The organism is Intrasporangium sp. Soil_C_50, assembly GCF_057656595.1.
This window is the reverse complement of record NZ_JBDGKB010000001.1, coordinates 177,148-189,151: the sequence shown is the minus strand read 5'-3', so window position 1 is coordinate 189,151 and position 12,004 is coordinate 177,148. Positions and strand designations below refer to the sequence as shown.

General features: G+C 71.3%; 11 protein-coding genes and 1 tRNA gene. 6 read left to right on the top strand and 6 right to left on the bottom strand.

What is annotated here, in order from left to right:
* The first annotated feature begins 76 nt into the window (after nt 1-76).
* The 6 genes from AC3A5R_RS00925 to AC3A5R_RS00900 all read left to right on the top strand — a co-directional run bounded on the left by AC3A5R_RS00925 (nt 77) and on the right by AC3A5R_RS00900 (nt 5,930).
* Entirely contained in the window at nt 77-622 is a 546-nt protein-coding gene (locus AC3A5R_RS00925; protein ID WP_487618909.1) for a SigE family RNA polymerase sigma factor, read from the top strand.
* On the top strand, nt 619-1,914 hold the full coding sequence (locus tag AC3A5R_RS00920) for a hypothetical protein (RefSeq protein ID WP_487618908.1): 1,296 nt from the start codon (nt 619-621) through the stop codon (nt 1,912-1,914). The genes AC3A5R_RS00925 and AC3A5R_RS00920 overlap by 4 nt, the downstream gene beginning before the upstream one ends.
* Nucleotides 1,915-1,968: 54 nt before the next feature.
* Nucleotides 1,969-3,198 (top strand): deoxyguanosinetriphosphate triphosphohydrolase, encoded by a 1,230-nt coding sequence (locus tag AC3A5R_RS00915; protein WP_487618907.1) that lies wholly within the window; start codon nt 1,969-1,971, stop codon nt 3,196-3,198.
* A 50-nt stretch (nt 3,199-3,248) separates the two neighbouring features.
* Nucleotides 3,249-5,177: a DNA primase gene (gene dnaG / locus AC3A5R_RS00910; protein WP_487618906.1), complete on the top strand. Its 1,929-nt coding sequence runs from the start codon at nt 3,249-3,251 to the stop codon at nt 5,175-5,177.
* Complete coding sequence (locus AC3A5R_RS00905) at nt 5,177-5,695, top strand: hypothetical protein (RefSeq protein WP_487618905.1); 519 nt, start codon at nt 5,177-5,179, stop codon at nt 5,693-5,695. Before dnaG ends, AC3A5R_RS00905 begins: the two co-directional genes overlap by 1 nt.
* Nucleotides 5,696-5,857: 162 nt before the next feature.
* Nucleotides 5,858-5,930 (top strand) — tRNA-Asn (locus tag AC3A5R_RS00900).
* A 166-nt stretch (nt 5,931-6,096) separates the two neighbouring features.
* Here AC3A5R_RS00900 and AC3A5R_RS00895 read toward each other — a convergent pair.
* The 6 genes from AC3A5R_RS00895 to AC3A5R_RS00870 form a co-directional block, all read right to left on the bottom strand.
* Nucleotides 6,097-6,990 carry an amino acid ABC transporter permease gene (locus AC3A5R_RS00895; RefSeq protein ID WP_487618904.1) on the bottom strand — a complete coding sequence of 298 codons (894 nt, stop codon included), beginning with the start codon at nt 6,988-6,990 and terminating at the stop codon, nt 6,097-6,099.
* Nucleotides 6,987-7,664 carry an amino acid ABC transporter permease gene (locus AC3A5R_RS00890; protein WP_487618903.1) on the bottom strand — a complete coding sequence of 226 codons (678 nt, stop codon included), beginning with the start codon at nt 7,662-7,664 and terminating at the stop codon, nt 6,987-6,989. The genes AC3A5R_RS00895 and AC3A5R_RS00890 overlap by 4 nt, the downstream gene beginning before the upstream one ends.
* Before the next feature lie 80 nt (nt 7,665-7,744).
* On the bottom strand, nt 7,745-8,578 hold the full coding sequence (locus AC3A5R_RS00885) for a glutamate ABC transporter substrate-binding protein (RefSeq protein ID WP_487618902.1): 834 nt from the start codon (nt 8,576-8,578) through the stop codon (nt 7,745-7,747).
* 174 nt (nt 8,579-8,752) lie between these two features.
* Nucleotides 8,753-9,481, bottom strand: coding sequence for an amino acid ABC transporter ATP-binding protein (locus AC3A5R_RS00880; protein ID WP_487620095.1), 729 nt, complete (start codon nt 9,479-9,481; stop codon nt 8,753-8,755).
* 223 nt (nt 9,482-9,704) lie between these two features.
* Nucleotides 9,705-11,015, bottom strand: a complete 1,311-nt coding sequence (locus tag AC3A5R_RS00875; protein ID WP_487618901.1) for a M23 family metallopeptidase — start codon at nt 11,013-11,015, stop codon at nt 9,705-9,707.
* A 276-nt stretch (nt 11,016-11,291) separates the two neighbouring features.
* Nucleotides 11,292-11,966: a helix-turn-helix domain-containing protein gene (locus AC3A5R_RS00870; RefSeq protein WP_487618900.1), complete on the bottom strand. Its 675-nt coding sequence runs from the start codon at nt 11,964-11,966 to the stop codon at nt 11,292-11,294.
* Between the last annotated feature and the right edge of the window lie 38 nt (nt 11,967-12,004).

Here is a 12,004-nt window from a genome sequence, read left to right as displayed (position 1 = left end):
GCAACCATCGCCGGTGCCGGAGGCGTATGGGAGGTAGGACGGTCCGTCGATGGGCCCGACGAGACAGGGGACATCCGTGGGAGAGGACACGACCGGCGCACGCGCCGGACGCGACGCCGACTTCACCGCATTCGTGGACGCGAGCTGGGACCGGCTGCACCGGTACGGCTACGTGCTGACGGGAAGCCCGGCCGAGGCGGAGGAGCTCGTGCAGGAGACGCTCGTCAAGGTCTACCTCGCGTGGCACCGCATCACGTCCGATGGGTCCCCGCTCGCCTACACCCGCAGCGCCATGGCCCGCACCCACGTGTCCCGATGGCGGGCCCTCACGCGTCGGACGGCCTTGGAGGAGCGCCTGCACCTCGATCGCCTCGGCCGGTCCGAAGAGCCGTGGCATTCCCGTGCCGAGGACCGTGACGCGGTGTGGCGGTTGTTGGCCCTGCTCCCGCCCCGGCAGCGCGCGGTCGTGGTGCTCCGGTACTACGAGGACCTCTCCGAGCGGGCGACTGCCGACGCGCTCGGCTGCTCGGTCGGCACGGTCAAGAGCCAGCTCTCGCGGGCCCTGCAGTCCCTCCGCGGCCGCGAGGCCGCGCTCGCGCTCATCAAGGAGGAGAGCCGATGACCACCACGCAGCTCGTCGAGGAGACCCTGTCCGAGCGCGCCGGTGCCGTCGACGTGCCGGCGGTGTCCACCGACCGCGTCCTGGCGCGAGGGCGACGCTCACGGCAGCGACGGGCGAGCGCCGGCCTCGGTGCCGTCGCCGCTGCCGTTGCGATCGCCGTGGCCGTCGGACCCCACCTGGGGGCCACCCGGGCAGTGAGCCCGACCCGCACGAACGATCCGTCGATGGTCTCGACGCCATCTGGTGCCGGCCTCTACGGCTGGGCGGCGGGGCTGCCGAACGGCCCCGCCCTCGACGTCACGTCGTGGCCCGCCGCAGACCACACCCCCGCGGGCGGCGTCGTGCTGCACGGGCCGGATGGGGACATCCCGATGCCGGCCGGGGTGATCCGGCTCGAGCAGCCGCGCAGCATTCCTGGCGGCTGGCTCTTCACGGGCGTGGAGCGGGGGGACGGCGTCACGGAGCCCTCGACGACGGTGATCCGGGTCGACACCCGGACGGGGACGGCCCGGGTCGTGGCTCGGCAGTCCTTCGTGGGGGAGCTCCTCGTCGACGCGGATGCCCGACGCTTCGCGTACACGGCTGGCACCCGCTCCGGCGCGTCCGAGACCCTCCACGTCGTCGACCTGACGGGAGCGCGGGACCAGCAGGTGCGCCTGCCCGCCCGCCCGGGGCTCCTGGCGGCCTGGGAGAGAGAGCGCCTCACCTTCGTCCAGGGGGGCACCGAGCTGGCCGTGCTCGACCTCGACTCGGCCAGATGGTCGGCGACCAGCATCCGTCCGGAGTTCCTCCCGGCCGGCTCCGAGATCTACGACAGCCGGAGCCTCGCGGCCTACGACGGGCGGCCCGACACGATCCTTGTCACGGTCCGCACCGGCGCCGACAACTGCATCGTTGCCGTGCGCGACTCGGGCGCCGACCAGCGTCGAGTGGCCTGCGCATCGACGGGGTCGGCCTCCGTTCGGGGGCCCTGGACCCCGATGCGGATCGCGCCGGGCGGCCGCTGGATGGTGGCCGTCACGCACGAGGGCACGAAGGTCTTCGACCTGCGCACGCTTGCTGCGGTCTCCGGGCTCCCGGCGCAGCTGGGCAATGTCAACCCGTTCGACATCTGGTGGGAGACCCGCGACACGTTCGTCGGGACGGCGGACAGCTCACGAGCGTTCGAGCCCGCCGTCGCCTACCGCTGGAACGTGCCGGACCAGCAGGGTGAGCGCTTCGACGGCAGCCCGGACACCGAGATCGGTCGCGCGCTCGGTGGCGTCGCCGCCGTGCGGGTGCCGAACCTCTGAGCCCCACCGGGCGCATCCGCGGCCCGGGGCAGAGGGTCCCCTAGAGTCGGGCGCGTGGGGTACTCGGACAGCGATCGCGAGCGATGGGTCGCGGAGGACCCTGCCCAGAGACGGGCCGACCGCGCGGACTTCGCCCGCGACCGGGCCAGGGTCCTGCACTCGGCGGGCCTGCGGCGTCTGGCGGCCAAGACGCAGGTGCTCGCCCCCGCCCACGACGACTTCGTCCGCAACCGGCTGACCCACTCACTCGAGGTCGCGCAGATCGGGCGCGAGTTCGGTGCCGCCCTCGGCTGCGACGCCGACGTCGTCGACACCGCGTGCCTGTCGCACGACCTCGGTCACCCGCCGTTCGGCCACAACGGCGAGTCCGTCCTCGACGAGATCGCCTCGGACATCGGGGGTTTCGAGGGCAACGCCCAGACGCTGCGGCTGCTGACGCGCCTCGAGGCGAAGCGGGCCCACCCCGACGGCACGCCCGCGGGTCTCAACCTCACCCGCGCCAGCCTCGACGCCACGACCAAGTACCCGTGGCCGCGGGGCGACGGCCCCCAGCCCACGACCAAGTTCGGCGTGTACGCGTCGGACCTGCCTGTCTTCCAGTGGATCCGAAACGGTGCCGAACCGCGACGCCGGTGCCTGGAGGCCGAGGTCATGGACTGGTCCGACGACGTCGCGTACTCGGTGCACGACGTCGAGGATGCTGTCGCCTCCGGCTGGCTCGACCCCCGGGTGCTGCGCTCCGACGACATGGCCGGCGTGCTCGACGTCGCGGGCCGCACCTACGCGCCCGACCTCGGGGCTGACGTCCTCGGCGCCGCCCTCGAGCGGCTGCTCGCCGCCGACGCGGTCCCCTCGGGTTTCGACGGCTCGCGCGCCGACCTCGCCCGCCTCAAGGACATGACGAGCCGGCTCATCGGCCACTTCGTCCTCGTCGTCGAGCTGGCCACCCGCGAGCGGCACGGCCCCGGCCCGCTGTGCCGCTTCGAGGCAGACCTCGTCGTGCCCGACGACCTGCGTGCCGAGTGCTCGGTGCTCAAGGCCATCGCCAACCACTTCGTCATGACGACCGACGTCCGGCTCGCCGCGATGGCCGAGCAGCGCGACGTCCTGCGTGCGCTCGTCGCGGCGTACGCGTCGGCACCGGAAGAACGCCTCGACGTGCCCTTCCGGGCCGACCACGCGGACGCCGGCGACGATGCGTCGCGGCTCCGGGTCATCGTCGACCAGGTGGCCTCGCTCACCGACGTCCGGGCCCTCGCCCTGCACCGCCAGTGGTGCCGCTGACGGGCATGGTCGCCCCGACGACCTAGAATCGCGGCAGCGACAGGAGGCAGATGGCGGGGCTGATCAACAGCGAGGACATCGCGACGGTGAAGGCGCGCACGTCCATCGAGGACGTCGTGCGCGAGTACGTCACCCTGAGGTCGGCCGGGCCAGGCTCCCTCAAGGGACTGTGCCCCTTCCACGACGAGAAGACGCCCTCCTTCAACATCCGGCCGGCGGTCGGTGCCTGGCACTGCTTCGGGTGCAGCGAGGGCGGCGACGTCATCTCGTTCGTGCAGAAGGTCGACCACCTGACCTTCAGCGAGGCCGTCGAGCGCCTGGCGCAGAAGCTCGGCATGGAGCTGCGCTACGAGGACGGCCAGCGTCCGCGCGAGGAGGGTCTCGGCCGGCGCACCCGGCTCGTCGAGGCGCACCGCGTGGCCCAGGAGTTCTACGCCGACGCGCTCATCAACCTGCCGGCTGCCCGTGCCGGTCGCGACTTCATGCGCGCCCGCGGGTTCGACGGCACGGTCGCCAAGCACTTCGGGGTCGGGTTCGCGCCGCGCGGGGGAGAGGACCTCGTGCGCCACCTGCGCGCCAAGGGCTTCACCGACGACGAGATCGTCACCGGTGGCCTCGCCGGGCGGGGTTCGCGCGGCCTCTACGACCGGTTCCGTGGGCGCCTCGTGTGGCCGATCCGCGACATCACGGGCGACACGGTCGGGTTCGGCGCGCGCCGCCTGTTCGACGACGACCGCATCGAGGCCAAGTACCTCAACACGAGCGAGACGCCGATCTACAAGAAGTCGACCGTCCTCTACGGCCTCGACCTCGCGAAGAAGACGATCTCCAAGGAGCGGCGCGCCGTCGTCGTCGAGGGCTACACCGACGTCATGGCCTGCCACCTCGCCGGCGTGGAGAACGCCGTCGCGACGTGCGGCACGGCCTTCGGGGCCGACCACACCAAGGTGCTGCGCCGGATGATGCGCGACGAGGCCGACCTCGCGCCCGCCCGCGTCATCTTCACCTTCGACGGCGACGCCGCCGGGCAGAAGGCCGCCATGCGGGCGTTCGCCGACGACCAGAAGTGGGCCTCGCAGTCGTTCGTCGCCGTCGAGAAGTCGGGCAAGGACCCGTGCGAGCTTCGCCAGGCGGGCGGGGACCCGGCCGTCCAGGCGCTCATCGAGGACGCCGTCCCGATGTTCGAGTTCGCCGTGCGCACCACGATCAAGCGCTTCGACCTTGGCACGGCCGAGGGGCGCATCCAGGCGGCCCGGGCCGTCGCGCCCATCGTCGCCTCGATCCGCGACCAGTCGCTGCGCCCCGAGTACACCCGTGAGGTCTCGGGCATGCTCGGTCTCGACGTCGAGCAGGTGGCGCGCGAGGTGTCGCGCGCTGGGCGCCTCAAGGTCGACGACGACCCGCGCGAGGCCCGCGACCGGCGCGACAACGGCGGTGACGACGCCGAACCCGTTGCCGGGGAAGGGGACTCGGGGATGCCCGCTCCTGATCGGCGCGACCCGATCGTCATGGCCGAGCGGCAGCTGCTCCAGGTGATCCTCCAGTTCCCGAACGTCTTCGCCGCCGGCGCGCTCGACATGCTGACGCCCGATGCGTTCTCGGCGCCGGCCCACCGCGCCGTCTTCGACGGCATCCGCATCGCGCACGCCTCGTCCGAGACGTCCAGCGTCCGGGCCTGGACCTCCGCCGTCACCGAGGCGGCCCCGTCACCGGTCGCGGGGCTCGTGAGCGAGCTCGCCGTCGACACCCTGCCCACCCGGATGGACGCCGTCACCGGCCTGCCGACCTCGCGGTACGTCGACGAGCTGTTCAACCGGGTGCGCACCATCGCGCTGACGCGCCAGATCGCCGACGCGATGAGCGAGATGCGCCGCATCGAGCACTCGGACGAGCCGGCCCCCGACCGCAACCGCGAGCTCGGGCTGCACCTGCAGACCCTCCAGCGCGAGCTCGCGACGATCAAGGCAGGAATGGTCTGATGCCCCTGTTCGAACGGCGCCGCCGGGCGCCGCTGCCCGCCGACGTGCGCGACGCCGTGCCTCTCGCCGCGGGTGAGAAGGTCCTCGCGTGGGCCCGTGACGAGGAGAGTGGCGGGCACGTGCTCGCGACGACCCACCACCTCGCGTTCGTCGACGCCGCCGGCGGCCTCGCGTGGGAGCGTCCGTGGCACGAGGCGGAGTCGGGCACGTGGAAGGGCGACACCGGGCTGCTCACCGTCCTGTGGGTCGACCACCGCGCGCCGGCGCAGTGGCGGGTGACTGAGCCGTCGCTGCTCCAGCAGACCCTCCGGGAGCGCATCCAGGCCAGCGTCGTCATCGCCGACGAGTTCCGCACCCGTTCGCGGCGCACCGTCCGCGTCGTCATCCGCCAGGACCTCGCCACGGGGCGCCTGCTCGAGCAGACGATCCCGGGCAAGGGTGCGAGCCTCGCGGACCCCGAGGTGGCCGCCGAGGCCACCGAACGGCTCGCCCGGCTGCGCACCGAGGTCGGTCTCTGACGCGTCCGCAGGCACCCTCCGAGGGCCAGTCGGACGGACCGTGAGTGTGCCTCCGGGGCATGGTCCGTGGGCCCTCTGGAAGGTCGAAAAGTGCCGGATGCGCCTCCCGCGGAGCCGATTTAGTCCCTGCGCGATCCTTTGCTATGGTTGCGCAGCAGCCATTCCCCTGTAGCTCAACTGGCAGAGCAGCCGGCTGTTAACCGGCAGGTTGTTGGTTCGAGTCCAACCGGGGGAGCGCCAAAGAACGAAGGCCCCGACACCCATGGTGTCGGGGCCTTCGTCATGTCCGGCAGGCGGTCCGTTCGGCACCACCGCGAGCGACGCCGGGGGCCGACCGCGAACGCGCGACGCCCCCGCGACCGGGCTGGTCACGGGGGCGTCGAGGTGGCGACTGGGCCGCGTCAGGCGCGCGGTCCGGCGCTGACGGCCTGGGCGTCGTCGGCGATGCCCGCGGCCGTCGCTGCGCCGTGTCGCGGACCACGCCCGCGACGGTTGAGGCGTCGTTCAACGCGTCCGGCGACGGTCGTCAGACCGAAGTTCAGCCCGATGAAGATCACCGCGGCCAGCAGGTACGCGGGCAGGACGGTGGCGTAGGCCGTGCCCATGTCACGCATGCTCTGCAACAGCTCCGGATACGTGATGGCCGTGCCGAGCGCGCTGTCCTTGAGGATGACGACGACCTGGCTGACGAGCGCCGGCAGCATCGCCGTCAGGGCCTGCGGCAGCTGGATCGAGCGCAACGTCTGTCCCGGCGTCAGGCCGATCGAGAGCCCCGCCTCGCCCTGCCCGCTCGGCAGGCCGTGGACCCCCGAACGCACGAGCTCGGCGATGACCGAGCCGTTGTACAGGGTCAGCGAGATGACGACCGCCATGAACGAGTTGAGGCTCGCGACGAAGACGTTGTTGTAGGCGAAGAGCTGGAAGAGGAAGTACATCATCAGCAGCACCGGCACGGCTCGGAAGAACTCGACGATGATGCCGCTCACCCAGCGCACCGCACCGTTGTGCGAGAGGCGCCCGAGGCCCAAGACGATGCCGAAGGCCATCGCGGTGACGATGGAGACGATCGCGGCCTTGAGGGTGTTGACGAGGCCGGGGAAGACGTAGGAGGTCCACACCTCGGGGTCGACGAGCGGCGACCAGAGGTCGGAGGTCAGCTGGCCCTGGGCGTTGAGCTTCCACAGGACCGCGCCGAGCGTGGCTATCGCGAGGAGGACGCCGAACGCGGTGAGCACGGCGTAGCGGCGCCGGGCGCGGGGCCCCGGGGCGTCGAACAGGACGGTCTGGGTGCTCATCGCTTCACCGCCAGTCGACGTGAGAGGGACGTGAAGAGGACGCCGACGGGCAGGGTCAGGATGACGAAGCCGAGGGCGAAGACGAGGAAGACGCCCACACTGGCCGTCTCGTTCTCGAAGATGACCTTCATGAGGGCGGACGCCTCGGCGACGCCGATGACCGACGCGACGGTCGTGTTCTTCGTCAGGGCGATGAGGGTCGAGCCCAGCGGCGCGATGGCCCCGCGGAACGCCTGGGGGAGGATGACCTCCCGCAGGCTCTGGCCGAACGTCAGACCGATCGAGCGGGCGGCCTCGGCCTGGCCCACCGGCACCGTGTTGACGCCGCTGCGCAGTGCCTCGCAGACGAAGGCCGCGTGGTAGACCGAGAGGGCCACGATGGCCCACCGAATCGCACTGTCACGCACCGAGGTCGGGGAGCTCGGGTCGACGAGGTTGATCTCGAGGATGATTCCCACACCGGCCAGGGCGAAGAACATGATGAGGGTCAGTGGCGTGTTGCGCACGATGTTGACGTAGATGGAGCCGAGCCGGCGCAACACCGGGACCGGTGACACCCGCATGACGGCGACGACGGTCCCGATGACGAGAGCGCCGATCGCCGAGAAGAACGTCAGCCTGATGGTCATCCAGAACGCGCCGAGGACGTCGTAGTTCGAGAGGATGTCGAGCATGTCCCTCCTTCACGCACAAGGGATCTGGCCCACGGGAGCCGCGGCGTCGGTGACACCGCGGCCCCCGCGGGCGCGGGCGGTCAGGAGCAGGCGGCCGGGGTCGGCGGGTTGCCGGCGCCCGGCTTGTAGCCGGCCGGACCCAGGTTGGCATCGAGCGCCTTCTGCCACGAGCCGTCGCTGATCATCGACTTGATCGCGTCGGTGATCTTCGTGCACATCTGGGTGTCGCCCTTCTTGATGCCGATCCCGTACTTCTCCTCGGAGAAGGGCTTGCCGACGACCTTGAACTTGCCCTTGTACTGCTCCTGCGAGGCGTACCCGGCAAGGATCGTGTCGTCGGTCGTCAGGGCGTCGATCGCACCGGTCTGCAGCGCCGGGAGGCACTCGGAGTAGGTGCCGAACTCCTGCAGCTGGACGCCGGGGTACTTGTCCTTGACCTTCTGGGCCGAGGTCGAGCCGGTGACCGAGCACAGTTTCTTGCCGGTGAGGCTGTCGGGGCCGGTGATCGAGGTGTCGTTGGCGCGGACGAGGAGGTCCTGGCCGGCGATGAAGTACGGGCCCGCGAACGAGACCTCGTTCTTGCGCTTGTCGGTGATGGAGTAGGTGGCGACGACGAAGTCGACCTGGCCGCTCTTGATGAGCGTCTCGCGCTGGGCGCTCGGTGCCTGCACCCAGGTGATCTTGTCCTCGGACGTGCCGAGCTTCTTCGCGACGTACTTGGCGACCTCGACGTCGAAGCCGCTGTACTCGGTGCCCTTCTTCAGGCCCATGCCGGGCTGGTCGAACTTGATGCCGATCTTCAGGCCGTTGTCCCCGCCGCCGCCGCTGGCGCCGGGCTGACCGGATCCGCAGGCGGCGAGCGTGACGGCCAGGGCCGTCGCCGCGAACGCCACGCCGATGCGTCGTGCCTTCATGTGAGTTCCTCCTGTTGTTGCCGGATGGTGGCTGCGTGGCATGCCGGTGTGCATGCCGCTCCCTGTGTGTGTCGGGTCGTTCGGTCGGTGGCCGGCGGTGCCCCGTCGGGAAGCCGGTGGGGGACCGGTGCCGGCCAGAGACGCATCGGCAGGGCCGACGAGGTCGGGGGCGGGTCAGTGGGTGAGGATCTTGCCGAGGAAGTCCTTGGCGCGATCGCTCTTCGGGCTGGTGAAGAACTCCTCCGGGGTGCCGACCTCGACGATCTGCCCATCGGACATGAAGACGACGCGGTCGGCGGCCTTGCGGGCGAAGCCCATCTCGTGGGTGACGACGATCATCGTCATGCCCTCCTTGGCCAGGCCCACCATGACGTCGAGCACCTCGTTGACCATCTCGGGGTCGAGCGCCGAGGTGGGCTCGTCGAAGAGCATCACCTTGGGGCCCATGGCGAGCGAGCGCGCGATCGCGACGCGCTGCTGCTGGCCACCGGACAGCTGGGCGGGGTACTTGTCGGCCTGCGCCTCGACGCCGACGCGCTTGAGCAGCTCGCCGGCCTGCTGGTCCGCCTCGGACTTCGACTTCTTGCGCACCTTGACGGGCCCGAGGGTCACGTTGTCGCGGATCGTCTTGTGCGCGAAGAGGTTGAAGGACTGGAAGACCATTCCGACGTCGGCGCGCAGCTGGGCGAGGGGCTTGCCCTCCTCCGGCAGCGGCTTGCCGTCGATGGTGATGTTCCCCGACTCGAAGGTCTCGAGGCGGTTGATGGTGCGGCAGAGCGTCGACTTGCCCGAGCCCGACGGGCCCAGCACGACGACGACCTCGCCCTTGCCGACGGTGAGGTTGATGTCCCGGAGGACGTGGAGGTCACCGAAATGCTTGTTGACGCCCTCGATGACGACCATGGGCTCGCGGTGGTCCGAGGCGGGTTCGGCGGACGCCTCGGCAGCAGGTTTCACGTCGTCCATCCGTGCAACCTATCGGCTCGGGTCCCCGGCAGGTACCTACCGGGTCCCCGACGTGCCCGAATCGTGAGGCGGAACCAGGCACCGACGCCTGAGGCCCCGTCCTCGTGGACGGGGCCTCAGGCGACCCCAGCGGGTCAGGTGCGAGTGCCGGCCGGGTCGGTCAGCTCGCCGATGCGGCGGTGGTGGCCGGGTCGCTGGCGCTCGCCGCGCTCGTCGCGATCTCGCTCACCGCCTTGGCGACCGCCGTGGCCGTCGCCGTGGCCGTCGCGACCGCCGTCTCCGTAGGCGTCGGAGCGGGGTCGGCCGGCGCTGCTGCGGCGGACGTCGTCGTCTGGACGGGCGGGGCAGAGGTCGCCGGCGCCGTCGTCGTCGTGGGCGGCGGTGGCGGCGGCGTCGTGGTCGTCGTCGCGGGAGCCGGGGGTGCCGTGGTGGTGGTCGTCGGCGGTGCCGGCGTCGTCGTGCTCGTCGACGGTGCCGTGGTCGTCGTGGACGGCGTCGGCTTCGACGTGGTCGGGACGGGCGTGCCGGTGGTCGTCGTCGGACCAGGCGTGTTCGTCGTCGGCTTCGTGGCCGGTTTCGGCGCGGCCGTCACGGGCGAACCGGCCGCCGAGGCAGGGTCGACGTCCGTGAACGGCACGTCGCCGTCCGGGACCGTCTGCGCGGCCGTGGTCATCACGGAGCCGCCACCGGGGAAGTAGTTCGGCACCATGCCGTACGACGAGGGTCCGGAGGTGGAGGCCGGGAAGCCGAGATAGGGCGCGGGGTCGACGTAGTGGTCGTTGACGATGACGTCGAAGTGCAGGTGGCAGCCGGTCGACCAGCCCGTCGTGCCGACCAGGCCGATCACCTGGCCCTGCTGGACGACGTCGCCCTCCTTGACGAGGAACTTCGACTGGTGCCCGTAGGCCGTCTTGAGCGTGGGGGTGTGCTGGATCATCGTCCGCAGGCCCCACGAGTTCGAGACGCGCGCGTATACGACCTTGCCGGCGGCTGCCGCGCGGATCGGGGTGCCGCAGGCGGCCTGCAGGTCGATGCCCGTGTGGAACATGGGTCGGTGCAGCAACGGGTGGATGCGCGGGCCGAAGCCGGACACCTCGATCCCGGGCACCGGGTGGATGAAGCCGGGCACGCCGGCGGCCACGGGCGCGGCCACGGCCATAGCGGCCAGCGGCGTCAGTCCCATCTCCGGGAAGGCCAGGCCTCCGCCGAGGGCGGTCGACACGGCCATGCCGGTCGCCCCGGCACCACCGCCGAGTGCCGCGACAGCGATGGCCGCGACCGAGCTGTCGCTGCCGGTGAGCGCGTCCCGCGCGCTCTCGACGCCGTCCACGGCCGTGTCCACGGCGGCGCGGTCACCTGCGGCGAGGACCACCGCGGCGCGTGCACCGTCGTCGGGCGTGCTCGCGCTGATGAAGGGAAGGAGCGCGAAGACCACGGTCGACGCAGCGAGCGGCACGAACCGTCCGCTCATGCGCACCGTGAGGACTCGCGGCCCACTTCGTTGTGTCTCGTCCTGCACCTTAAGGCCACCCCCCTCGAGGCTGAGTTCGTCGGGCAGGGCGCTGGCCATGCCTCGACCCTAACCACCCGTTGCGCCCCCCGCAGCCGGTGGTCTCGATCTTGACCACCATAGGTGGACACGCCGGACAGCGGGCCGTTCTCACGGAACTCCGACCCGACCGGTGACGTATGGGGCGGATGTGGCTGATGCCGCGAATGCTCCGTGCCAGCCGAGGTGCCGGTGCGCTCAGGAAGCCCTGGGGGAGGGCGAGCCCGGGTCATCCGACGTCTCCCTCGGGCTGCTCGGCTCGGTGGGCTCGGTCGGCTCGGGCAGCGTCGGCGCGTCGGTGGGGTAGAGGCCAGCAGCGAACCCGAAGACCTGGTCGCCGCCACGGGGGATCTGGGCGAACTCGCGCGCCAGCTGCTGCACCCGCGCCCAGAACTCGCGCGCGTGCTCGAGCGGGATCCGCGCGTGTGTCAGGGTGCAGCGCAGCTCGTCGGCTGCGTGGGCGGCCGCAGCCTCGGCCGCGGCCTCGGCCAGGCCGTTGATCCCCGCGACGAGCTGCTGGTCCTCCGGTCTGCCGAGCGCGCCGACGTACAGCGTCCGAGCGACGCGTCCGTAGAAGCGCTCGTCGATGGCCCGGACGCGTCGGGTGCGGACGACGCGGAGCAGGCCTGCGTCGACGAGCTGGGCGACGTGGTAGGCGACGGTGCTCTTGGGTCGGTCGACGGCAGCCGCCAGCTCGGTCACCGTGGCCGCGCGCTCGAGGAGCAGCTCGAGCAGGCTGGCGCGCAGCGGGTCGGCGAGGGCTCGCAGCTGCTCGGGAGCGGTGACGACGAGCAGCTCGTCGAGGTCGTAGTCCGGGATGCGTGGCGCGGCGTCGTCGGGGGGCGCCGACGATGACCCATCATTGACCGACATCACTCGATCATTCTACTCTTGTGGATCATTCCGGATAC